This is a genomic window from Sphingomonas sp. Root710, assembly GCF_001429065.1.
Taxonomy (GTDB): Bacteria; Pseudomonadota; Alphaproteobacteria; order Sphingomonadales; family Sphingomonadaceae; genus Rhizorhabdus.
Genome location: NZ_LMIB01000012.1, coordinates 265,837 through 287,330, shown reverse-complemented (window position 1 = coordinate 287,330; position 21,494 = coordinate 265,837). Strand labels below are relative to the sequence as shown.

Below are 21,494 nucleotides of genomic sequence, written 5' to 3'. Positions count from 1 at the left end.
TTTCAATCGGCTGGCCCGTCATTCGGGATATCCGCAGTCCGTGGCCGGACGCCGGCCTTGGCCGATCAGGCCTCTTCGGCCTCGATCAGGGCTTGCAGGACGCGCCGGACCTTGAGCGCGCCTTCGTCGGCTTTGGTCGAGATTTCCTTCCGGACATCCAGCCGGTCGGCATATTTCTCGATCTGGGCGATCCACACCGCGTCTTCCTTGCGGACGCGGTCGGTCTGCGCGACGAGCTGGGCTGAGATGTCTTCGTCATCCAGGTCGAAATCCCGCGAGACGACGTTGAAATAATGGGTCGCAGTCTCATTCTTCGGGGTGACGATATGGACGAAGTTGATCTTGGCGATCGGCGCGCCCGGCTGGTTGCCATCGACCAGTTCATAGGCCCAGGGACCCGAGGAATTGATCATCGCCGGGCTGTAGAAATCGGTGTGCAGGCTGACGAAGACGGGCCGTCCGGCGATGAGCGGCATCGTCCGCGCGATCGCCGTATCGGGCTCGGCGACGAAGCCGGGCAGGGTACGGCCGACGCGGAAGCGGACGTCGGTCCGGTCGAACACCGGCGGGATCAGCGCCAACCCTTCAGCGCCGGGGAGCGACTGGAGGTGGATGAAGGCGATGTGCGACAGGTCGAAAAGGTTGTCGACGAGCAGCGCCGGGCGCGCGTCGAGATCGAGCCGTTCCGCCGTATCGACCCGCCAGCCTTCGCCATCGCCCGACAGGCCGATGTCGCGCAGATCGGGCAACGGGGTATTGGCGGCCTTTTCGGCCGTGCCCGGCCAGATCCAGATGAAGGGCCCATCCTCGATCACCGGATAATGGCGCAGCTTCGCGTGTGGCGACGGCTTGCCCCCGGTCGGGATGTGGACGCATTGCCCGTCGGCGCCATAGGCATAGCCATGATAGGGGCAGACCAGCTTGCCGCCGGTCACCTGTCCCCCGGCCAGCGGCATGAAGCGGTGCACGCACAGCCCCGATAGGGCGGCCGCCTCTCCGCTGTCCGAACGGAACAGGACGACGGGTTCGCCGAAGATCTCGCGGCCTAGCGGTTTTCCGGCGGGCAGTTCGTTGCGATAGGCAGCGACATACCATTGCTCGCGCGGGTAGGAGCGCGATGCCTGGAGCGGGTACATGCCGGGGCTGTCGCCCTCACCCTCCGCTCCGGCGCGGGGATCATTGGCGGGCTCGGCGGCGTGTCCGCGCTGACGCTCAAGCCTGATCGAAGCCATCCCACCCCTCCATATCGCTGTCGGTCCCGCGCCGGCGACCCATAAGGAATCGCATCCGGCGCGGGAGGCACAATATGGGAAGGCCAACCGCTGCGCAACTTATTTGATCGAACGTTCAATGAAGAAACGTCGATCAGGCCGCGAAGGCGCCGCCGGTGTTGGCACGGACGAAGTCGAGCGAGACGCCGGGGGCGAGCTCGACGAGGCGGAAGCCGCTGTCGCGATCGTCACGGGCGAAGACACACAGGTCGGTGACGACCATGTCGACCGCGTTGACCCCGGTCAGCGGCAGCGAGCAGCTCTTGACGAACTTCGGGCTGCCGTCCTTCGACATATGCTCCATCGTCACGATGATCTTGCGGACCCCGGCGACCAGATCCATCGCCCCGCCCATGCCCTTGATCGACTTGCCGGGTATCATCCAGTTGGCGATGTCGCCGGTCTCCGACACTTCCATCGCACCGAGGATGCTGATGTCGAGATGGCCGCCGCGCACCATCGCGAAGCTGGTCGCCGAGCTGAAATAGGCGCTGTTCGGGGCTTCGGTGATCGTCTGCTTGCCCGCATTGATCAGGTCGGCGTCGACCTCGTGATCGAGCGGGAACGGCCCCATGCCAAGCAGCCCGTTCTCGCTGTGGAAGGTGACGTCGATCCCGGGCGGCAGATGATCGACGACCAAGGTCGGAATGCCGATGCCCAGATTGACGTAGAAGCCGTCGCCGATCTCCTGTGCCGCGCGCGCGGCGATCTGGTCGCGTGTCCAGGCCATTATGCCGCCTCCTTGCTGCGGGTGGTTCGGAACTCGATCACCTTGTCATAGGGCGCGCCGAGCACGAGCCGTTTCACGAAAATGCCGGGCAGATGGATCGAGTCGGGCTCCAGCGTGCCGACCGGTACGATCTCCTCGACCTCGGCGACGCAGACCTTCGCGGCGGTGGCCATCACCTCGTTGAAGTTGCGCGCGGTCTTGCGGAAGATCAGGTTGCCGCTGGTGTCCGCCTTCCACGCCTTGATGATCGCGAGGTCGGCGAAGATGCCTTCCTCCATCAGATAATCGACGCCCTTGAAGTTGCGGACCTCCTTGCCCTTCGCCACCTCGGTGCCGACGCCGGTGCGGGTGTAGAAGGCGGGGATGCCCGCGCCGCCCGCGCGGCACCGCTCGGCCAGCGTGCCCTGCGGGCAGAATTCGACCTCGAGCTCGCCGGAGAGATATTGCCGCTCAAACTCGCGATTGCCGCCGATATAGGAGCTCATCATCTTGCTGATCTGGCGCGTCAGCAGCAGCTTGCCGAGCCCGACCCCGTCGATGCCGGCATTGTTCGACGCAACTGTCAGGCCGCGCACGCCGCTGGCCTGGATCGCATCGATCAGCCGTTCGGGGATGCCGCAGACGCCGAAGCCGCCCGAGCATATCTGCATGCCGTCGAACAGCAGCCCGTCGAGCGCCGCCGCCGCGTCTGGATAGATCTTGTTGATCATCGTCCTCGCCTCACTTGATCTGTTCGAGGATCGACACGCAACTCGCCACCGCGCCGCCCCCCATGTTGAAGCACAGCCCGAGTTCGGGCCGCTGCGCGAGATTCATCTCGCCCGCCTCGCCGGTCAGCAGCCGCGCGGCGGTGACGTGCATCGACACGCCGGTCGCGCCGACCGGGTGCCCCTTGGCCTTGAGCCCGCCCGACAGGTTGATCGGCAGGCGGCCGTCGCGGCTGGTGACGCCCTCGGCGAGCGCCGCCGATGCCCCGCCGGGGGCGGCGAGGCCCATCGCCTCCATGGTCAGCAATTCGGCGATGGTGAAACAGTCATGGACTTCGGCGAAATCGATATCGCCGACCCCCGCGCCCGCCGCGGCATAGGCCTGGGCGAAGGCGCGGCGCGGCCCTTCGAAGTCGACCAGCGTCTTGGCCGACAGCGGCAGCAGGTCGTTGACCTGGGCCACGGCCCGGAAACCGATCGCGCGGCGGAAGGCGGGGAGGAGATCGCGGTGGACGACGACGACCGCCGCCGCACCGTCGGAAATCAGCGAGCAGTCGCTGAGCTTGAGCGGATCGGCGATCATCGGATTGCGGTCCGACACCGTCATCGCGAAGTCGAGGTCGATCGGCCGGTGCATCTGTGCCAGCGGGTTACGCAGCGCATTGCTGTGGTTCTTGACCGAGATCCGCGCCATGCCTTCGCTGGGATCGCCATGGACGTCGCGATAGGCGCGGGCATAGCGGGCGAAGATCTCGGGGAAGGAGACCCCGCTTTCTTCACGCTGATAGCTGCCCCCCGCCAGCGCGCGGGTGACTCCTGCGGTGTCGAGGCCGGTCATCTTCTCCGCGCCGACCACCAGCGCGGCGCGGATGCGGCCCGCGTCGATCGCGTCCATCGCCGAATAGAGCGCGGCTGCGCCCGAGGCGCAGGCATTCTCGCACCGCGTCGCGGGCTTGAAGCGCAGCGCCGGATCGGCGCCGAGGATCATCGAGGAGCAGAAGCCGTCGGGCACCAGCCCCGAATTGAACTGGCCGAGCCAGACCGCGTCGATCTCCGCCGCGTCGATCGCGGCGTCGTCGAGCGCCTCGCGCGCCGCCGCCACGATCAGATCCTCGAGCGACAATGCGTCGAGTTTGCCGAACTTGGTGTGGCCCCAGCCAACGATTATCGCGTCGCTCATGTCATGTCCCATCGTTTGATTGAACGTTCAATTTTTTGCCGCTATGCCGCCATGGCACGACAAGGTCAACGAGGGCTCAAGCTGTCTTCGGTACCGAACCGGGCTTATTGACCATTGCGCATTAGTATTCGAAGAGAGCCGGGAGACGCAGCATGACGGAACGATGGCCGAGCGACATCCTATCTTCGATCGACGGGGCATGATCTGATGGCGCGTCAGGTGACCCAGCGCGCGGGCGGGGACCAGACCCGCGAACGCATCCTCGATGTTGCCGAGCGGCTGTTCGCCTCGGCCGGGTTCGACGCGGTCTCGATGCGGCAGGTCGGGACCGATGCCGATGTGCCGTTTGCACTGGTCAGCTATCATTTCGGATCGAAGCTCGGCCTCTACAAGGCGGTGTTCAAGCGGCGCAGCGGAACGCTGACCACCCAGCGCCTCGATCAGCTCAAGTCGATCGAGCTGGGCCCCGACCTGCGCGAGAATCTGATCGAGGTCGCCCGCGCGCTCGTCGAGCCGTTGCTGTTGTTGCGCGAAACCGAAAGCGGCCGGACCTTCGCCCAGCTGCTTGCCCGCGAAGTGCATGATCCGGTCGAGGGCGGGCGCGGCATCGTCGAGGAATATCTGGATCCGATCGGCGTGGCGGCGGTGGACGTGCTGCGCCGCGCCGCGCCCGACGTCGCTGACGAGCGTTTCTATTGGGCCTTTGTCTTCGCGGTCGGCGCGCTGTCGACCAACCTCGCGGGCACCGGCCGGGTCGAGCGGCTTTCGGGCGGCAAATATCGCGCCGACCAGCATCGGGTTATCGACCAGCTCGACAATTTCATCGCGGGCGGGCTGCTCGGCGTGCTCTATCCCGAGAAATTCCTGCACGGCTAGGACCGGCGCTCCGGCCAGCGCGATCTCGATATCGCCATCGGGCCGAAGAGTGGATGTCGGGATGATGTTCGGCTTCACGCCGCCCACTCCGCGCCGTCGTCGAAGGGCGCAAGCAGCGCGTCGATCTCCGTGGTCGTTACATCCGCGAGGGTGGGCGGGTCCCAGCGCGGCGACTGGTCCTTGTCGACCAGGATCGCGCGTACCCCCTCGGCGAAATCATGGCCGCCGACCATGCGGACGCCCATGCGGAAATCGTCGGACAGGATGCGTTCGATCGGCTGGTCCTTGCCCTCGACCATCCGCCGCCAGGTCGCGTGGAGGCTGGTCGGCGAGGCGCGACCGAGCACGGCCTGCGCTTCGGCGATCCAGTCGGCCTCCGCCGCCGCCGCATCGATCGCCGCGGCGACGCCCTCGAGATCGCAGACGGAGAAGAGGCGGTCGATATCCGCCCGGCGGCCGCCGAGCGTGCCGCCCTCCGCCGGGGTGGCGTGTGCGGCGATGATCGCGTCGACTGCGCCATGGTCGAGCCGGCCGGCAGTGGCGAGGTCGGCAGCCAAGGCATCGAACGTCGCATAGAGGACATGATGGGTGGCGAGGCCCGCCGTCAGCGCGTCGGCGGCACCGATCTGCGGTCCGATCAGCGCCAGATAGCGGCCGATCATGCCGGGACAGCGGTTGAGGAACCAGGTGCCGCCGACATCGGGGAACAGGCCGAGCACCGTCTCGGGCATCGCCATGCGGAGATTTTCGCTGACCACCCGGTGGCTGCCATGGATCGACAGGCCGAGGCCGCCGCCCATCGCGACGCCGTTGATCAGCGCGACATAGGGTTTCGGGAAGCCGTTGATCCGGCGGTTGACGCGATATTCGGTGCCGAAGAAGGCCCGGCCCAGCGCCATCCGGTCGGCGGGATCGGGCAATATGCCGATCGATCGGACGTCGCCCCCGGCGCAGAAGGCGCGTTCGCTGGCGCTGCGGACCAGCACCGCATCGATTGCTGGATCGCTTTCCCAGGCGGTCAGGATCGCGTCGAGCTGTTCAACCATCGCCAGGTTGAGCGCGTTGAGCGCCTTGGGGCGGTTGAGGGTGATCACCCCCAGACGCCCCTCGACCGAAGCCAGCACCTCGTCTGCGGGAAGACCGGCGGACATCGTCAGCGCCTCACTTCAGCGTCGGCATGACGAACTCGGCCCCGGCGCGGATGCCCTTGGGCCAGCGCAGCGTCGCGGTCTTCAGCCGTGTGTAGAAGCGGACGCCCTCGGGCCCATGCATATGATGATCGCCGAACAGCGAGCGCTTCCAGCCGCCGAAGGAATGGAAGGCCATCGGCACCGGGATCGGCACGTTGACGCCGACCATGCCCGCCTGAACCTGGCCGAGGAAAGCCTGCGCGGTGTCGCCGTCGCGGGTGAACAAAGCGGTGCCGTTGCCGAACTCATGGGCGTTGATCAGGCCCAGCGCCTCGTCGAAGCTTTCAGTCCGGACGACCGAGAGGACCGGTCCGAAGATCTCCTCGCGGTAGATGCGCATGTCGGGGGTGACCCGATCGAACAGCGTGCCGCCGACGAAGAAGCCCTTCTCATAGCCCTGGATGTTGAGCCCGCGCCCGTCGACGACCAGCTCGGCCCCTTCGGCGATGCCGGTATCGATATAGCCGAGCACCTTGTCGGCATGGTCGCGGGTGACGAGCGGGCCCATCTCGGCCTCGGCGTCGGTGCCCGGCCCGATCTTGAGGGTGCGGACCTTGGGTGCCAAGCGCTCGATCAGCGCGTCGGCGGTGTCCTGTCCCACCGGCACTGCGACCGAGATCGCCATGCAGCGCTCGCCCGCCGAGCCATAGGCCGCACCCATCAGCGCATCGACCGCCTTGTCGAGATCGGCGTCGGGCATGACGATCATGTGGTTCTTCGCCCCGCCCAGCGCCTGGACGCGCTTGCCCGCCGCGGTGCCGCGGTTGTGGACATATTCGGCGATCGGGGTGGAGCCGACGAAGGACACCGCCTCGATCCCCGGATGGTCGAGGATCGCGTCGACCACCGGCTTGCCGCCATGGACGACCTGGAACACGCCCTCGGGCAATCCGGCCTTGGCGAGCAGCCTGGCGAGCTCATTGGCGAGGCTCGGGTCGCGCTCCGATGGCTTCAGGATGAAGGCGTTGCCGCAGGCGAGCGCCACCGGGAACATCCACATCGGCACCATCGCCGGGAAGTTGAACGGGGTGATCCCCGCGACTACGCCGAGCGGCTGGCGGAAGGAGACCGCGTCGATGCTGTTGCCGACCTGTTCGGAGAACTCGCCCTTCAGCACCTGCGGGATGCCGCAGGCGAATTCGACGACCTCGAGACCGCGGATCAGTTCGCCTTTGGCGTCGGACAGCACCTTGCCATGTTCGGCGGTGATCAGCGCGGCGAGCCGGTCGAGATCGCGCTCGATCAGGTCACGGAAGCGGAACAGGACGCGCGCGCGGACATGTGGCGGGGTGGCTGCCCAGTCCGGGAACGCCTTCAGCGCAGCTGTCACCGCCGCATCGACCTCCGCCGATCCGCCCAGCGCCAGACGCCCGGTCACTTCCCCGGTTGCAGGATTGAAGATGTCGGCCAGACTGGCGGGCGCGGCGGGCGCACGACCCTGGATGACATGATCGACGAGAGCGGCTTCGGGCACGGTGGACTCCTGTGGGGTCTGAAAGAGTTGGCTGCTCAGGCCCAGGCCTGACGATAAAGCGCCTGGATGGTCTCGGCGTCGGGGATGCGCGGATTATTGCCGGGCGAGCCCGAAGCGAGCGCCTGTTCGGCCATCAACGGCAGCAATTCGGTCCAGCGCGCTTCGTCGATACCGTAGCTTTTCGGGGTCGGGACCGAGAGGTCGCGATTGGCGTCGCGCAGCGCCTCGACCAGCCGGGCGACCGCCGCCTGATCGCCTTCGCCCGAGTCGGACACCCCCATCGCCCGCGCGCAATCGGCATAGCGGCCCAGCGCCGCCGGGGCCGACCAGGCGGTGACGGCGGGGAGCAGCATCGCGTTCGACAGGCCATGGGCGACATGGAAATGCGCGCCGATCGGACGGCTCATGCCATGGACCAGCGCCACCGAGGCGTTGGAGAAGGCGATGCCCGCCTGAAGCGAGCCGACCATCATCGCCTCGCGCGCGGCGCGGTCGCCGGGCTGTTCGCAGACGCGGCGCAGATTCGGCCAGATCGAGCGCATCGCGGCGATCGCCATCCCGTCCGAGAAGGGATTGGCGAGCTTCGAGACATAGGCCTCGATCGCATGGGTGAGCGCGTCGATGCCGGTGTCGGCGGTGAGGCGCAGCGGCTTGGTGAGGGTCAGCTCATAATCGACGATCGCGAGCACCGGCAGATAGGCGAGGCCCGCGCACAGCATCTTCTCGTCATTGGCCTCGTCGGTGATGATCGTGAAGCGGGTCGCTTCCGATCCGGTGCCGGCGGTGGTGGGAATCGCGATGATCGGCAGCCCCGGGACATTCTCCTGATGCGGCGCCTTGCGCTCGCGCATCGTGCCGCCGCGCGCGGCGAGGATCGCCACCGCCTTGGCGGTATCGATCGGGCTACCCCCGCCGAAACCGATGATGCAGTCATGGTCGCCGCCCTGGACGAAGGCGACGGCGGCGTCGACCGATGCGACGGTGGGATCGGGAATGACCGCGCTATAGGCCCGCGCTTCCATCCCCGCTTCGGCGAGGATGCCGAGCACGCGGTCGAGCGCGCCGCTGCCGGCGAGGAAGGCGTCGGTCAGGATCGCTGGCGCGCGCAGGCCGAGCTGGGCGAGGGCGGCGGGAAGCTCGGTCAGCGCTCCCGCGCCGATCCGCATCGCGCGGGGCAGAAAGATCGCGGACATCATCGTCTCCTGTCTGGCCAGGCGGCCTGATCCTTATGGTGCGCTGCTATCATTGACATATCCGCACGACCACGAGAGATTTCGCGCAATTTCTGTGGGATTTTGCACATATGAGCGCGCCGCCCTTCAATTGGAACGACCTCCGCTTCTTCCTCGCTGTCGCGCGATCGCGAACGATCTCGCTCGCCGGGCGGCGCACCGGCACCGATCATGCGACCGTCGGCCGCCGGATCAGTGCGTTGGAAGCCGCGTTGGGCCTCCAGCTCTTCGAGCGCAATCCGCGCGGCTATAACCTCACCCAGCATGGCGAGGCGCTGCTCGGCATGGCCAGCGCAATGGAGGCCGAGGCGGTCAAGATCGAGGAGACGGTGGCCGGGCAGCAGGAAGGACTGACCGGCGCGATCCGGATCAGCACCCCCGAAGGCTTCGGCAATTTCTTCCTGGCATCGCGGATAGGCGCGCTGGCGGCGGCGCACCCGCGCCTCGCGGTGGAGATGATCACCATCCAGCAGATCGTCGCGCTGTCGCGGCGCGAGGCCGATGTCGCGGTGACGATGACGCTGCCGGCGGGGGGCAATTTCGTCCATGAGCATCTCACCGACTATCGCCTCTTCGTCTACGCATCGCGCGACTATCTCGCCGCCGCGCCGCCGATCCTTTCGCGCGACGATCTCGGCGATCATCCTTTCATCGGCTATGTCGACGACCTGATCTTCACCCGCGCGCTCAACTATCTGCCCGAGATCCGCCCGCATCTGCGCGCGCGGCTGCAGAACAGCAGCCTCCATGCGCAGTTGAGCGCGACCGTAGCCGGCTATGGCCTGTGCGTCCTCCCCGCCTATGTCGCCTGCACCGCGCCCGATCTGATCGCGGTGCTTCCGGGTGAGGTGTCGCTCAAGCGCTCCTATTGGATGGTTGCCGATAGCGACATGGCGGAGACCGCCCAAGTGCGGTTGACCCAACGCTTCCTGCGCAGTCTGCTGGCTGAGGCCGGAGACTTCTTCACCCGGCTGCCGAAGCAACTTTAGATAAAATATCATTCTTTTTCAATTTCTTGACCTGAGCGGCGGCGAGGACCCCGGCAAGCTGCCGAGCCTCAGCGGCCGCGGCCAGATCGAATGGCGCGGCGATGACGTCCGCTTCCTGTTCACCGCCGACGGAATGCGATCGGCGATTTCCCGCCCGCACCGGTCGCCAGCCTGGCGGTCGGCAACACGCGCTTCGATCCCGAACATGTCGATTCCTACGAGATCGGCCTGAAGTCCTCGCTGTTCGATCGCATGGTCACCTTCAACGTCGACCTGTTCCTGACCAAGATCCGCAACCGGCAGATCCTCCAGACGCTGCCGGGCGCGATCAACCTGGTCAGCAATGCGGGTGCGACCATCGCCAAGGGCATCGACCTGTCGATCAAGGCGCGTCCGGTCGCGGCGCTGCGGCTGACCGGCGACGATGCCCGATCTGCTGGCGCTGCATCGCTGCTGCGCCGGCTGATCTCTCAGGCGGTGAAGCCCGCGACGATATAGGGGACGAGATTATCGATGATCTCGTCGGGATTATCGGTGTCGCATTCGCCGCCGGACAGCCGCCGCAGCCGGTGGTTCTGCATATGGTCGGACAGGGTATAGAGCAGCGCGCCGAGGCTGAACTTGTATCGCCACATCACCTCGACCCGCGACAGATGCGGAACCGCCTTCGCGATCGCGTCGACGAAGCGCAGTGCGAGTTCGTCGTGCATCGTCTCGACCTGGAGCTCGATCGGTTTCGAGCCGAGTGACGACGCGATCAGCAGGAGCTTGGCGAGATCGCGCTGGCCGTCAACGCCTTCCTTGGCGCGCCGGACGACCGGCTCCACCAGAACGCGAATGATTGCCTCGATCGGCAAAGGCTTGCCTGCGGCCTGCCGCTCAAGTCGATCGAGACCCTCGAACCGTTCATTGATCACCGGGGTGGCGAGTTCTTCGAAGATCGTCTTGATCAGGCCGTCTTTCGACCCGAAATGATAGTTGATCGCGGCCTGATTGACCCCCGCCGCGACGGTCAGGTCGCGGATCGACGGCGCGTCGAAGCCGTGGATGGCGAATTCGCGGATCGCCGTCCGGATAAGCTGCTGCCGCGTATCATGATCCGCATTGGCAATGCGTTTGCGCGGTTTGGTCGCCATTGCCTCTCTACCCCCGCCACACCGGTTCACCGTTTCGCCGTGGCGGAACTGTAGCCATTGCCAAGCCCGCCATGTCAACGTGCACCAACCTTCGCTATCGCGAGCCTTTAACGCCGATCGCCGCTTGATATATATTACGAACGATCGTATGAATATACAAAGATTGAAAGGGAGAAGGAGAGGCGACCGCGCAGCGGGGACGACGAAAGCGACCTGCCGCAAGGTGGATACCCGTTCGACAGCAAACGCCAATCTTCAAAAAATCCAGTTTAAATCAGCACATAGCGGTTGTCGGCCGCCAACGGAATAAGACACTCAATATTTGATTGACCGTTCAACTAAATTGAATATAGGGTGCATCACAGATCCGGTCATCGGATCGACTCGCTTACGGGGCCGCATCACGCGCCAGGCCTGATGCGACAAAAAGAATAATGACAGCGGAGCCGTCCAAGCTGCGCTCGGGACACGGGAAGGGGAGCATGATGATCATGAACATTCGCCGCTCGATGATGGTGCTGACCGCGCTGTCGGCATCGATGATCGCCATCACCGGCGCGCAGGCCGCCGATCAGGCGCAGGCAACCGCCGCACAGGGCGCGGACGATGCCGGTGCCGCCGGGGTGGGCGATATCGTCGTCACCGCGCAGAAGCGCTCGGAATCGCTGCAGAAGGTGCCGCTGGCCATCACTGCCGTGACCGCGGCCGATCTCGACCGCAGCGGTATTCGCGACCTGCAGGGCATAGTTTCCAGCGTGCCGAACCTCAACCTCGGTGCGCAACTGGGCATGGCAAAGATCGCGCTACGCGGCATCGGCCTGGAGAATATCTCTTCGGGGGCCGAGGGCAGCATCGCCTTCCATATGAACGGCGTCTTCCTGTCGCGCACGATCACCGCACTGGCCAGCTTCTACGACGTCCAGCAGGTCGAGGTGCTGCGCGGACCGCAGGGCACGCTCTATGGCCGCAACGCGACCGGCGGCGCGGTCAACATCACGACGCGGACGCCGACCGAGGAGCTGACCGGCTATTTCAACCTGACGGGCGGCAACTATTCCCGCCTGACCGCCGAGGGTGCGGTGAGCGGCGCGATCGTTCCGGGTGTCCTGGCGGCGCGTCTGGCGTTCCAGACCCAGAACCATGACGGCTATGGCAGGAACATCGTGACCGGCAACGGCATCGACGATCTCAACAGCCGCGCGGTCCGGGGCTCCTTGCTGTTCACGCCCGGCGATCGCGTGACGATCAATATCGTAGCGGACTATTTCCATGAGCGCGATCATGCCGGCGGTTATCATGTCACGGGCGCCGGCGGCTTCGATCTGGCGGGCAACCCGATCGTCCCCTTCGGCGTCGCGCAGGGCGGCACCTTCGCGCCCAGGTTGCGCGATATCAGCAACACGACCGACCCGACCAACTATGCGCAGTTCTGGGGCGTGTCGGGGAAGATCAGCTATGATCTGACCGACGACATCCAGCTCAGCTCGCTCACCGCCTATCGCAAGACCGACAACGAGACCTTCACCGATCTCGACGGCACCGAACTCTATCTGACGAAGCAGATCCAGTTCGAACACGCCAGGCAGTTCAGCGAGGAGCTGCAGCTGTCCGGCAAGGCCGACCGCCTGAACTGGCTGATCGGCGGCTTCTATTTCCACGAGAAGACCAACGGCACCCAGGCCGACCCGTTCAATCCGGCGCGGACGATCTTCTTCGGCCCCGACCAGATCTCCTCGGGTTATCTCGGTGCGGGCTTCATCAAGACCGACGCCTTAGCGCTGTTCGGCCAGGCGAGCTATGCGATCGTCGATAATCTCCGGCTGACCCTCGGCGCGCGGTATAGTTCGGAAAAGAAGACCGACCATGACGAGTTCGCATTCGACATCTTCACACCCTATAACGGGCAGCTGTCGGTGCCGCAGTTCGTGCTGGACCGCAGCAAGCGCTTCAAGTCGTTCACGCCCCGCATCGCGCTCGACTATCAGGCGACGCCGGACGTGCTGCTCTATGCGTCCTGGTCGAAAGGCTTCAAGGCGGGCACCTACAGCCTCGGTTCGCTGACGCCGCCGGTCGATCCCGAAAAGGTCGACGCGTACGAAGCCGGTGTGAAGAGCTCGCTGTTCGATCGGCGCCTGCGGCTCAACCTCGCGGGCTTCTATTATGATTATAAGGATCTCCAGATCGGCAAGGTTACCGGCACCGGCTCGGCGACGCTGGTCCTGGAAAATGCCGGTACCGCCCGGATCTACGGCCTCGAAGCCGAACTGAAGGCGCAGATCAGCCCCGCGTTCGATATCGACGCCAACGCCTCCTGGCTGCATGCCCGCTTCACGCGCTATTGCAGCGCCGATCCTGCACGGCCCGCGCTGGGCGGCGATCCGGGCTGCGGCGCGGGCGAACTCAACCTGAAGGGCAACAGCCTGTCGCAGGCGCCCGATTTCACCGCCTATTTCGGCGCGCAATATCATGTGCCCTCGCGGCTCGGCGAGTTCACCTTGCGCGGCGAAGTGGCATGGCGCGACCGGGTCTATTTCACGCCGTTCAACCTGAAATATGTCAGCCAGGCGGCGAACGCCAAGGTCAACGCCTTCCTCAACTGGGCGGCCGATGACGGCCATTGGACGGGTTCGTTGTTCGTGAAGAACCTGACCAACAAGACCGTGGTCGGCAACGCGCTGGTCAGTTCAAGCGTCGTCGGCTTCCCGCTGAACGGCTATCTTGAGGACCCGCGCACCTATGGCCTGACGCTGGGCTACAAGTTCTAAGCAGCGTTGGAAAACAAGATCCCCGCCGACGCCGATCCACGGATCCGCCGGCGGGGATTTTCTTGTGAAACCGGCTATCGGTTCAGTAGCGCGCCCGATGGTCGAGGAAGTCGGCCAGCAGGCGGTTGAAGGCCTCGGGCTTCTCCATCATCAGGAAATGGCCGGTGCCTTCGACCTGGCTCTGCTGCCAGCCGGGCAGCATCTCCCTGGTGTGCGGATCGATCGGGAACAGCGGCTTGCCCGCGTAGACGGTCAGCGCCGGGGCCGGGATCGTCCGGTCGGACCGAAGCGCGGGATCGAACATCAGCGGGCTCGCGCCGGCAGCAGTGGTCTGGGACGTGCCCAGCATCATCGCGGTGATCCGTTCCCGCAGCGCCGCGGACGTTTCGGGCACGAACATGTTGCCGACCAGCTGGCCGCGCATCTCGACCGTCATCGGCGGCAGGCTGCCCGGCGGCAGGCTGATCGCCCGGATGTCGAGCGGCCCGTCGACCGCGACGAGCCCCGCGACATGGCCGGGATGATCGAGCGCATACTGGCGGATCACCACCGCGCCCATGCTGTGCCCGACCAGCACGATGCGGTCGGCTCTCACCGCGGCGCGGACCGCTTCGACCGCGTCTGAGAACAGCTTCATCGTGAAGCGGTTTCGCGCGGGAAGGTCGCTATTGCCGTGGCCGGGCAGATCGAGCGTCACCACGCGATATCTGCCGGCAAAGGCGGGGACCTGTCCCGACCAGGAGGTCTCGTCGCAGGTCCAGCCATGAACGAAGATGATCGTCGGTCCCGTCCCCTGCACGTTGTAATGGACCGCGCGGCCGTGCAGCTTCACATCGGTCGCCCGCGCCGGCATTGCCAGCGCGGCGGCCGCCGTCATCACGATTGGGAAAATCCATCCCATCCGCATCTCCTAGGCAGCCGTCTTCACCAGCCCGGCATTTCTGCTGTTGCGCCGCCCGCGCATAGGGGTGGGCGCGACCGTCGCGCGCACCGTGGTGCATGTCTCGAGAGCGACCAAGTTGGTAGGCCGCGCCTGTGCGGCAAGAGGGACCGCCGAGAAGACCGCGATCAGCATATCGTAGCGCGATGTTTTCAGCCGTTCGGTTTGCATAGCTCCAATACCGGTCGCGTTCCAGTTTAGTTGAACGTACAAGTTATGAATGGCGATAGCGGCACGTAGCCGCGGGTGCAAGCGGGGCATGAACGACGCAGAGAAGGAGCGCAAACTTGCCAGTCTTTACGTCCGCGCGTTCGCGGGGGCTCCGATCCGCAGATGGAGTCGCAGACCCACGGAAAGTGAGGTATTTTCCGTCGATATCGGGGAAGTCTCAAAAGCCGCTCTTGGCGGTGGAAGAAATGGCTCGTGAGGCAGTTAGGAGCGATCTGGTCTCTTACCCATTTCGGCACGTTTAATGCCAAAATCTGCTGATTTCGCTCCGTTTTTAGTCCGAGGCGCTTTGCCGAATGCCCGAAATCCGGGCCTCTATGCCGCTTTTTCCCGGTTACGTTGAAATGGGAAGGAAATGGGAAGGGTGTGAGCAAATACGGAAAATAATTCTGCCCCATAGCGAAGTATCGGCGATCAGGTTTGTTTGACGAACACTCTGACATATATGGACACTTCTAGGCCGCTCTAAAGAAGAGCTGCATTGCTGACGCGGGGCCGGCAAATAGAATGCGATCTGCCCCGAACGGCAGTCCTTGAGAAGCTCCGCTTCAATCCAGGCAATCAGTTCAGGTCCGAACGTCGCACGGTGCGGCGATCGTAACTCTGTAGCTGGAGCCATGCAAATGGAACCTAAGTTTAGATACCGTCGTAAGCCGCCTTGCCTCGTGGCGAAGGAGGCGGCCGAAGCTGCTGCCGCCAGCGTAAGTGAAACCCGTGCGGATTACGAGGTAGGTAAGAACCGACCGCCCAGAAATCGGCGCTTCGGAGAGCCCAACGGCAATCCCCCTGGCCGGAAGAAGAAGGCCCGAGGCTTTGGGGCGATGGTGAAGCGCGAGTTGGCCAGCAAGGTCACCCTCGTTCAAGGTGGCCGGGAAATTCGGCTCACCAAGGAAGAGCTCATCGTTCAAACCATCGTGAACGGTGCGATCAAGGGTGATCACCGCAAGATCGATCTACTCGCCCGGCATAATGTGATCCGCCTAGTGGACGCGCAAAGCGAGGCCGCCGGCGAAGAATTCGATCTTGATGCCGACGGCCGTGATGCGCTGCAGGCGTTGATCGACCTCATGGGTCCCCCGGCGGATAAGGACGATCCGGACGAAGATCCTGACAAGGAGGAGGATGACGATCGCGACGAGCCGGTCGCGTGAAGTGGCAGGTCGGTACGCTTGATCACCTTCGGCGATCGAGCCTCTACGGGTTCCTGACATGGTCATTCTCCGTTCTCTGCCCGGGGGAGACGCTCCGGGCAGACCCCTATATCCTGGCTCTGTGCTTCGCGCTCGAAGAGGTCGCGCGCGGGCGCCGGCGACGCCAGATGGTCGCGCTACCGCCTCGGCATCTGAAGTCCGTGGCTGTGGTCGCCATGACCGCTTGGATGCTGGGACGTGATCCGTCGAAGAAGATCATTTCGGTCAGCTATGGCGGCGAACTCGCTGCGGCTCAGACGCGCAATTTCCAGAAGCTGATCGAGCACCATGCCTTTGCTCGGATGTTTCCGCGGTTCGCGATACGCCGGAAGCTAGGCGAGCTGTTCGAAACCACCCAGGGAGGTTTCCGTCGTTCGACGACGCCTAATGGGGCAACCACCGGCTTCGGCGCGGACATTATCATCATCGATGATCTCCTCAAGGCCGGCGACGTCTATTCCGAGGCGCTGCGCGAGGGCGCGAACACCTTTTTCGACCAAGTGCTGTTCTCGCGGTTCAACAACAAGAAAACCGGCGCGATCATCGCCATAGGCCAGCGCCTTCACGAGCGCGACATCATCGGCCATTTGCAAACCAAATGCGCGTGGGATGAGTTGATCATGCCCGCCATCGCCGACGAGCGGCAGACGTTCGAGACCTACTATGGGCGAACCTTCGTTCGCGAGCCCGGCGACACGCTGTCCAGCGCAGAGACGATCGAGGTCTTGCAAGAAATCCGCTTGATGATCGGCATCTCGGCGTTTGAGGCACAATATCAGCAGAACCCGATTTCCCCAGAAGGCGCTCGCGTCCGCTGGGAGGATTTACCCCGTTTCGATCTTCCCTGCGACCGAGAGATATTCAGCCGGGTGGTGCTGTCCTTCGACACGGCCACGAGCGAGGACCCAAATAGCGACTTCTCCGTCTGTCTGGTCTTAGGTTTCTGCGAAGGGCAATGGTATCTGCTCGATATCTGGCGCCGACAGGTCAGGTTTGGCGACCTGCGCGCGGCAGCGCTTCGGCTCTATGATCAGTGGCAGCCGGACAAGATCCTCATCGAAGACGCTAGCAGCGGTCGTCAGCTCATCCAGGAGCTCTGCGATATCCTGCGTGTCGGACGCAGTAAGATCATCAGAATCCCGCCCGACATGGGCAAGGAAGAGCGGCTCGACCTGGCTTCGGCGCGGCTCGAGGATGGGCTTGTCGCAATCCCTGAGGAGGCGCCCTGGCTGCCGACCTTCAAGCGCGAATTGCTCGGGTTTCCGAACGCCGAGAACGACGATCAGGTGGACGCGCTGACGCAGTTCGTACGGTGGACGGCGATGCCGCGCGGCAAGGCTTTGACGCGCAAGAACAGCCGGGAACGCCGGTTACCAAGACCGCTCGGCGGCCGCCGCTCGAGCCACGGGCAGGACATATCTCGATGAAAGGGACCTCAGCTATGAACGATCGAATGTCTGCCTCGCTCCCCACGGGGCTCAAGGATCAAATACAGGAGCGCAACCGCCGGCGGGTCAAGGGCAATGAAGGCCGCGTGGGGGCAGATAGCCGCGCCATGGCTACCCGCAACGATCCGGCACCAGCCCTTCGTTCGGAACGCCGGCCCCTCGACACGCTGAAGGACGCTGAGCGCCGCGCCAGGCGCACGTCGCCGGCGCAGCTCGAACGCGTGACGCACGCGGTCTCGCAGTTCGGCTTTCTCAAGCCGGTCCTGATCGATGCATCCGGGCGGATCGTCGACGGGCATATCCTCGTCGAGGTCGCGCGCCGCATGGGGCTGCCCGACATCGAATGCACGATCATCGACCACCTCTCCAACGATGAGCTGCGCCTGGCCCGGATCGCGCTCAACCGGATCGCCGAGACCGGAGAATGGGATCTGGAGGAGCTGGGACTCGAACTCAGTGAGCTGGACCTGTCGGGTCTCGATCTTGATGTCAGCGGATTCAGTCGCGGTGAACTCGACCTTATCCTCGATAGTGGTTCGTCGATGGCGGCGCTGGATAAGGGGGTGCCGGCTCCGCCCATGGTTTCGGTCTCGCAGCCGGGCGACCTATGGTTGCTGGGCGAGCACCGGCTTCTGTGCGCAGATGCGCTCGACCCGGCAAGCTATGAGCGCCTGTTGGGGTCGGCAAAGATCGACTGCGTCTTCTCGGACCCACCGTACAACATCAAGATCGATGGAGTGGTCAGCGGGCTCGGCAAGACCAAGCATCGAGATTTCGCCATGGGCGTAGGCGAAATGTCCGACGATCAGTTCCGGACGTTCCTCGCCGACTATCTCAAGCTCAGCAAAGCCCATGCCAATGAAGGCGCGGTCATCTTCGCCTGTATGGACTGGCGGCAGGTCGATTTGCTCCTGTTTGCAGGCCGCGACGCGGGGCTCCATCGGATCAACAAGGCGATCTGGAACAAGGGCACCGGAGGCATGGGCGGCCTTTACCGCTCGGGCTACGAGGAGGTGGTCGTCTTCTGCAATGGGTCAACGCCGGCGACCAACAATGTCCAGCTCGGTCGTCATGGGCGCAACCGCACCAATGTCTGGACCTATCCTGGGGCCAATCAGCGTGGCTCGTCGGCGGGCAAGGCGCTTGGCGATCACCCGACGCCCAAGCCTGTCGAATTGGTTGCTGACGCCCTCTACGACGTCACCGGGCGTGGCGATCTTGTCTTCGATCCGTTCATGGGGTCGGGAACGACGCTCATCGCGGCACAGGCGACCGATCGGATCGCCTATGGGATCGAGCTCGATCCCGCCTATGTCGACGTCACCATCCAGCGATGGCAGGCGATGACCGGCGGGAAGGCCGTCCACGCGGAGCTGGGGCTGTCATTCGAGCAGCTCAAAGAGGAGCGGCTTGATCAGGCCGATTAGCGCATGGCGACCATAGGCAAATAGCCTTCGCTGAGCACCGCCATGATTGGTGCTGGCGTCAGGGGAATGAGGGAAGGGGCCGGGGCACCGGCCCCTTTTTCATATCCGGCGAAGGACCAGCAATACCAGCCGTCCTTCCAGCGCAGCCAGGCATTGCTCGAACCGCGGAGGCACGCCATGGCGCCATCGGGCACATTGTCTGCCAGCATCTCTGAGCGGTGAGCGGTGAGCGAGTGGCGGGGTGGCGCGCAGCTCTGCGTCGATCGCCTGCACGCGCGGTAGACGGCGCAAGCCATAAGCGCGCGCCCAGGCTTCCTTGAAGGCCTGGAGTTGCTCTGGACGGCATTCTCCACATGGCCGATGGCCGGCGGCGAGCGCGGTTGCTTCATCGAGGAAGAACAGTTCGGTATAGCATTCAGGCTGCATCAACTGGCGGCGAACCCCGGGCCAGGCGAGCACGCAGCTAATCCAGGCACTCCGCTCGGGATGCTCGTATCGGACGATGTTTCCCTCATCGTCGTGAAGGCATCCTCGATTGCCCATGAGGCTACCACGATGCGGTGTCGCGACGATCTCGCCGAACGGCGTCACCCGGTTGCGCAGAGGCGCGATCATGCCTGTCGTTGGAGCAGTCGGGCGCGCAGCGACGTCACGAACTGGTTGGCGGCGGCGCTAAGCAGCGAGCGCTGCCGCCCCTCCTCCTCGTCGCTCCAAGGCGCGGGTGACGACCAGTTGAGAGCGATCGATCGATCAGTGCCCTCGGTCTTCCATTCAGGGAGCGGCAGGCCGCTGTCGGCAAACTCCTGATCGATCGTCGCGCGCTCGGCGAGGAGATCCTCGAAGATGGCGAGCCCCTCGCTGCCCTTATAGGTGACGAAGGCGCCAACGACCCCGTCGCTCTTGCCGCGCCACAGCGTCAGATGGGCAGGGCCGGGGAGCGGCAGCTTCATCCAGTTGAGTCCGCCCGAGCGGGGCGGGGGCTGGGTCGGATCGTCGAGCTGTAGCTGAGCGATGAAAAGCTCGGTGAAGATCTGCCAACGCACCGACGTCTCGGTGGCGGTGCCGCCCTCGGGCGGTTGGGTACCGCTCGTGTCGGCAAGAGGCTCGATGACGACGCCGGTAGCCTCATTGCGGATCACGTAGCGCTCGATGAGCTCGGTCTTTTGAGCGATGCGCGGCTGCACGATGGTCCGCTCGGTGCCGAGCACAGGGTCGTGAAAGCGATATTGCGCCATCTCGATCATCGCGAACTCGAAAGCGAGCCCGGCATGCTGATTCAGATATTCGCCAATCGTGTTCGCTTCGGAAGTGATGCCATCGCCGACGATGAGCAGCACGAAGCGTCCGCGCCTTAAATCCTGGGTGATCCGGTCGACCAGCCGGGCTTCGTCGATCTCGATGCCGGCTTCGACGAGGAGGCTGTGCAGCACATTGCCCGGTCGGCCGGTCGCCCGAGAGACTTGGCGCTGGAGCACCTCATAGCTGAGCCTGGCGAGCTCGCTCGCATAATGGAGGATCTGCGCGATCACTGCGCGCGTGGCTTCCGGGTTTCGCCAGAGCTTGCACTCGACGATGACGAGCCGGCCATGCTCGTCGATGAGCAGCGCGTCGATCCGGCCCGCGCTCGGCAGAACGAACTCCTTGGCGACCGGCAGCAGCCGGCCGATGCCTGGGTCGATCTCGCGCACGGGGAGCATCGACGGATTGTCGAAGAGCATGTCGCGTAAGCTGTCTTCGTAGCGGGCAATACCTTGAGGTTCGCGCGGTACGACCAAAGCATCATGGCTGTCGCCGACCAGCACCAGGGTCACTGTTGGGCTCCCGAAGCGGTTGCGTGTTCGAGGCGTATCATCTGGTCGCTGCCCATGATCGTGATGGTGGCAGGGCCGGTTGCCGCATTCATCAACTGACCCTTCACGGCAGGCGGGAGCCCTTGGAGCTTGATGCCGTTGAAGGCCGTGATGACCATGCCCGCATCGAGGCCGGAGCTTTTCGCGCTCGCCTCCACCTCGTCCACATAGGCGCCATAGGTAATGTCGCTAAAGGTGAACCCATAAACGGATATTTTGATCAGCGCGGTAGTAGCGGACTTGTTGCTGGGGCCGGAAAGCGGCACGAGCAGACCTTGCTTAACCCCAAGCGCACAGTTTTCTTTGACGAAATCCCCGGCGTCTGGCCCATCGATGGCAAGATATTCGACGCGGTCGTAATTGACCACGATCACGAAGTCCTTCTTGCCGACGTAGCCGCCTAGGCGGTTGCGGCTGTTGACCTCACCACAGGTATAATACCCATAGACCCATCCCTTCAGAAATGGCTTCCAGCCGCCCTTGTGCAGGCCGTAGCGCCAGCTGATCTTCGCGGAATCCGGATCGATAAGCGCATCTTTGATCGCTGATTCGGCCATTTCACGAAACTGCTCCCACTCCGGCTCCGGACCATAATTGATCTCGTCCATGGGAAGCGGTTTGGCCTCGATCGGAAGGCCGGGTAGTTGCAGCACGGCCGCGGCCGCTAGCGCGAGCGTGGTCCTGTGTTTGCCGGTGCAGCGCCGGCCCATCATCACATTCATCGACGTCCCCTGTTAGAGGGCGACGCCTTGGGCTTTGGCCTATCTCGTCGCGCCTATGTCCTCTCGGGGCGACGGCCAAAGCCGGATGTTCGAAACCCTGGCAAAGCACAGAGCGCATACGCCTTTACCGTTGCCGGCT

The 21,494-nt window shown here is 64.3% G+C and carries 21 protein-coding genes; 7 read left to right on the top strand and 14 right to left on the bottom strand.

Features of this window, described 5'->3' with window-relative positions:
- Window positions 1–65: 65 nt before the first annotated feature.
- The 4 genes from ASE00_RS11195 to ASE00_RS11180 form a co-directional block, all read right to left on the bottom strand.
- Window positions 66–1,232 carry an aromatic ring-hydroxylating dioxygenase subunit alpha gene (locus ASE00_RS11195; RefSeq protein WP_056380229.1) on the bottom strand — a complete coding sequence of 389 codons (1,167 nt, stop codon included), beginning with the start codon at window positions 1,230–1,232 and terminating at the stop codon, window positions 66–68.
- A gap of 133 nt (window positions 1,233–1,365) precedes the next feature.
- Window positions 1,366–2,001, bottom strand: coding sequence for a 3-oxoacid CoA-transferase subunit B (locus ASE00_RS11190; protein WP_056380227.1), 636 nt, complete (start codon window positions 1,999–2,001; stop codon window positions 1,366–1,368).
- A complete protein-coding gene (locus ASE00_RS11185; RefSeq protein ID WP_056380225.1) occupies window positions 2,001–2,711 on the bottom strand; it encodes a CoA transferase subunit A in 711 nt (236 codons plus the stop codon). Before ASE00_RS11185 ends, ASE00_RS11190 begins: the two co-directional genes overlap by 1 nt.
- Before the next feature lie 10 nt (window positions 2,712–2,721).
- The gene (locus ASE00_RS11180) at window positions 2,722–3,888 is read right to left on the bottom strand and encodes a thiolase domain-containing protein (RefSeq protein WP_056380224.1); all 1,167 of its coding nucleotides are present in this window, start codon (window positions 3,886–3,888) and stop codon (window positions 2,722–2,724) included.
- A gap of 207 nt (window positions 3,889–4,095) precedes the next feature.
- Between ASE00_RS11180 and ASE00_RS11175 the strand changes: the two genes are divergently transcribed.
- Window positions 4,096–4,764: a TetR/AcrR family transcriptional regulator gene (locus tag ASE00_RS11175; protein ID WP_056380222.1), complete on the top strand. Its 669-nt coding sequence runs from the start codon at window positions 4,096–4,098 to the stop codon at window positions 4,762–4,764.
- Window positions 4,765–4,838: 74 nt separating this feature from the next.
- Here the strand turns inward: ASE00_RS11175 and ASE00_RS11170 are convergent, their stop codons facing one another.
- From ASE00_RS11170 to ASE00_RS11160, 3 genes are read right to left on the bottom strand one after another with little or no spacing between them, the layout of a single operon-like run.
- Entirely contained in the window at window positions 4,839–5,915 is a 1,077-nt protein-coding gene (locus ASE00_RS11170) for an enoyl-CoA hydratase/isomerase family protein (protein WP_056380219.1), read from the bottom strand.
- A gap of 10 nt (window positions 5,916–5,925) precedes the next feature.
- Window positions 5,926–7,428 carry a CoA-acylating methylmalonate-semialdehyde dehydrogenase gene (locus tag ASE00_RS11165; protein WP_056380217.1) on the bottom strand — a complete coding sequence of 501 codons (1,503 nt, stop codon included), beginning with the start codon at window positions 7,426–7,428 and terminating at the stop codon, window positions 5,926–5,928.
- A gap of 35 nt (window positions 7,429–7,463) precedes the next feature.
- Window positions 7,464–8,621: an iron-containing alcohol dehydrogenase gene (locus ASE00_RS11160; protein ID WP_056381588.1), complete on the bottom strand. Its 1,158-nt coding sequence runs from the start codon at window positions 8,619–8,621 to the stop codon at window positions 7,464–7,466.
- Between the two features lie 110 nt (window positions 8,622–8,731).
- Here ASE00_RS11160 and ASE00_RS11155 point away from each other — a divergent pair, with 110 nt between their 5' ends.
- Window positions 8,732–9,649 carry a LysR family transcriptional regulator gene (locus tag ASE00_RS11155; protein ID WP_056380215.1) on the top strand — a complete coding sequence of 306 codons (918 nt, stop codon included), beginning with the start codon at window positions 8,732–8,734 and terminating at the stop codon, window positions 9,647–9,649.
- Window positions 9,650–9,667: 18 nt separating this feature from the next.
- Here ASE00_RS11155 and ASE00_RS11150 read toward each other — a convergent pair whose 3' ends face one another.
- On the bottom strand, window positions 9,668–9,856 hold the full coding sequence (locus tag ASE00_RS11150; RefSeq protein WP_056380214.1) for a hypothetical protein: 189 nt from the start codon (window positions 9,854–9,856) through the stop codon (window positions 9,668–9,670).
- Between ASE00_RS11150 and ASE00_RS11145 the strand changes: the two genes are divergently transcribed.
- Window positions 9,788–10,147: a TonB-dependent receptor domain-containing protein gene (locus ASE00_RS11145; protein ID WP_082594636.1), complete on the top strand. Its 360-nt coding sequence runs from the start codon at window positions 9,788–9,790 to the stop codon at window positions 10,145–10,147. The two genes, ASE00_RS11150 and ASE00_RS11145, sit on opposite strands and share 69 nt — an antisense overlap.
- On the opposite strand, the gene ASE00_RS11140 is transcribed toward ASE00_RS11145, so the two are convergent.
- Window positions 10,120–10,785, bottom strand: coding sequence for a TetR/AcrR family transcriptional regulator (locus ASE00_RS11140; protein ID WP_056380210.1), 666 nt, complete (start codon window positions 10,783–10,785; stop codon window positions 10,120–10,122). The two genes, ASE00_RS11145 and ASE00_RS11140, sit on opposite strands and share 28 nt — an antisense overlap.
- A gap of 485 nt (window positions 10,786–11,270) precedes the next feature.
- Here ASE00_RS11140 and ASE00_RS11135 point away from each other — a divergent pair, with 485 nt between their 5' ends.
- Entirely contained in the window at window positions 11,271–13,550 is a 2,280-nt protein-coding gene (locus ASE00_RS11135) for a TonB-dependent receptor (protein WP_056380208.1), read from the top strand.
- Between the two features lie 82 nt (window positions 13,551–13,632).
- Here ASE00_RS11135 and ASE00_RS11130 read toward each other — a convergent pair whose 3' ends face one another.
- Both ASE00_RS11130 and ASE00_RS11125 read right to left on the bottom strand, forming a co-directional pair.
- Window positions 13,633–14,451, bottom strand: a complete 819-nt coding sequence (locus ASE00_RS11130; protein WP_056380206.1) for an alpha/beta fold hydrolase — start codon at window positions 14,449–14,451, stop codon at window positions 13,633–13,635.
- Window positions 14,452–14,460: 9 nt separating this feature from the next.
- Window positions 14,461–14,661 (bottom strand): hypothetical protein, encoded by a 201-nt coding sequence (locus ASE00_RS11125; protein ID WP_056380204.1) that lies wholly within the window; start codon window positions 14,659–14,661, stop codon window positions 14,461–14,463.
- Between the two features lie 722 nt (window positions 14,662–15,383).
- Between ASE00_RS11125 and ASE00_RS23465 the strand changes: the two genes are divergently transcribed.
- From ASE00_RS23465 to ASE00_RS11110, 3 genes are all read left to right on the top strand, one after another.
- Window positions 15,384–15,869 carry a DUF5681 domain-containing protein gene (locus ASE00_RS23465; RefSeq protein WP_162256446.1) on the top strand — a complete coding sequence of 162 codons (486 nt, stop codon included), beginning with the start codon at window positions 15,384–15,386 and terminating at the stop codon, window positions 15,867–15,869.
- A 215-nt stretch (window positions 15,870–16,084) separates the two neighbouring features.
- Window positions 16,085–17,335, top strand: coding sequence for a phage terminase large subunit (gene terL / locus ASE00_RS11115; RefSeq protein ID WP_235538688.1), 1,251 nt, complete (start codon window positions 16,085–16,087; stop codon window positions 17,333–17,335).
- Window positions 17,336–17,361: 26 nt separating this feature from the next.
- Entirely contained in the window at window positions 17,362–18,783 is a 1,422-nt protein-coding gene (locus ASE00_RS11110; RefSeq protein ID WP_235538632.1) for a DNA modification methylase, read from the top strand.
- Between the two features lie 99 nt (window positions 18,784–18,882).
- On the opposite strand, the gene ASE00_RS23460 is transcribed toward ASE00_RS11110, so the two are convergent.
- From ASE00_RS23460 to ASE00_RS11095, 3 genes are read right to left on the bottom strand one after another with little or no spacing between them, the layout of a single operon-like run.
- Window positions 18,883–19,398 (bottom strand): hypothetical protein, encoded by a 516-nt coding sequence (locus ASE00_RS23460; protein ID WP_156405389.1) that lies wholly within the window; start codon window positions 19,396–19,398, stop codon window positions 18,883–18,885.
- On the bottom strand, window positions 19,395–20,594 hold the full coding sequence (locus tag ASE00_RS11100) for a hypothetical protein (protein WP_056380194.1): 1,200 nt from the start codon (window positions 20,592–20,594) through the stop codon (window positions 19,395–19,397). The genes ASE00_RS23460 and ASE00_RS11100 overlap by 4 nt, the downstream gene beginning before the upstream one ends.
- The gene (locus ASE00_RS11095) at window positions 20,591–21,355 is read right to left on the bottom strand and encodes a PDZ domain-containing protein (protein WP_056380192.1); all 765 of its coding nucleotides are present in this window, start codon (window positions 21,353–21,355) and stop codon (window positions 20,591–20,593) included. The genes ASE00_RS11100 and ASE00_RS11095 overlap by 4 nt, the downstream gene beginning before the upstream one ends.
- Between the last annotated feature and the right edge of the window lie 139 nt (window positions 21,356–21,494).

Bases quoted from the DNA above. Each gene is read 5' to 3' on its own strand.
- ASE00_RS11195 (WP_056380229.1), bottom strand. From the start codon at position 1,232: ATGGCTTCGATCAGGCTTGAGCGTCAGCGCGGACACGCCGCCGAGCCC.
- ASE00_RS11190 (WP_056380227.1), bottom strand. From the start codon at position 2,001: ATGGCCTGGACACGCGACCAGATCGCCGCGCGCGCGGCACAGGAGATC.
- ASE00_RS11185 (WP_056380225.1), bottom strand. From the start codon at position 2,711: ATGATCAACAAGATCTATCCAGACGCGGCGGCGGCGCTCGACGGGCTG.
- ASE00_RS11180 (WP_056380224.1), bottom strand. From the start codon at position 3,888: ATGAGCGACGCGATAATCGTTGGCTGGGGCCACACCAAGTTCGGCAAA.
- ASE00_RS11175 (WP_056380222.1), top strand. From the start codon at position 4,096: ATGGCGCGTCAGGTGACCCAGCGCGCGGGCGGGGACCAGACCCGCGAA.
- ASE00_RS11170 (WP_056380219.1), bottom strand. From the start codon at position 5,915: ATGTCCGCCGGTCTTCCCGCAGACGAGGTGCTGGCTTCGGTCGAGGGG.
- ASE00_RS11160 (WP_056381588.1), bottom strand. From the start codon at position 8,621: ATGTCCGCGATCTTTCTGCCCCGCGCGATGCGGATCGGCGCGGGAGCG.
- ASE00_RS11155 (WP_056380215.1), top strand. From the start codon at position 8,732: ATGAGCGCGCCGCCCTTCAATTGGAACGACCTCCGCTTCTTCCTCGCT.
- ASE00_RS11150 (WP_056380214.1), bottom strand. From the start codon at position 9,856: ATGTTCGGGATCGAAGCGCGTGTTGCCGACCGCCAGGCTGGCGACCGG.
- ASE00_RS11140 (WP_056380210.1), bottom strand. From the start codon at position 10,785: ATGGCGACCAAACCGCGCAAACGCATTGCCAATGCGGATCATGATACG.
- ASE00_RS11135 (WP_056380208.1), top strand. From the start codon at position 11,271: ATGATCATGAACATTCGCCGCTCGATGATGGTGCTGACCGCGCTGTCG.
- ASE00_RS11130 (WP_056380206.1), bottom strand. From the start codon at position 14,451: ATGGGATGGATTTTCCCAATCGTGATGACGGCGGCCGCCGCGCTGGCA.
- ASE00_RS11125 (WP_056380204.1), bottom strand. From the start codon at position 14,661: ATGCAAACCGAACGGCTGAAAACATCGCGCTACGATATGCTGATCGCG.
- terL (WP_235538688.1), top strand. From the start codon at position 16,085: ATGACCGCTTGGATGCTGGGACGTGATCCGTCGAAGAAGATCATTTCG.
- ASE00_RS11110 (WP_235538632.1), top strand. From the start codon at position 17,362: ATGTCTGCCTCGCTCCCCACGGGGCTCAAGGATCAAATACAGGAGCGC.
- ASE00_RS23460 (WP_156405389.1), bottom strand. From the start codon at position 19,398: ATGATCGCGCCTCTGCGCAACCGGGTGACGCCGTTCGGCGAGATCGTC.
- ASE00_RS11095 (WP_056380192.1), bottom strand. From the start codon at position 21,355: ATGAATGTGATGATGGGCCGGCGCTGCACCGGCAAACACAGGACCACG.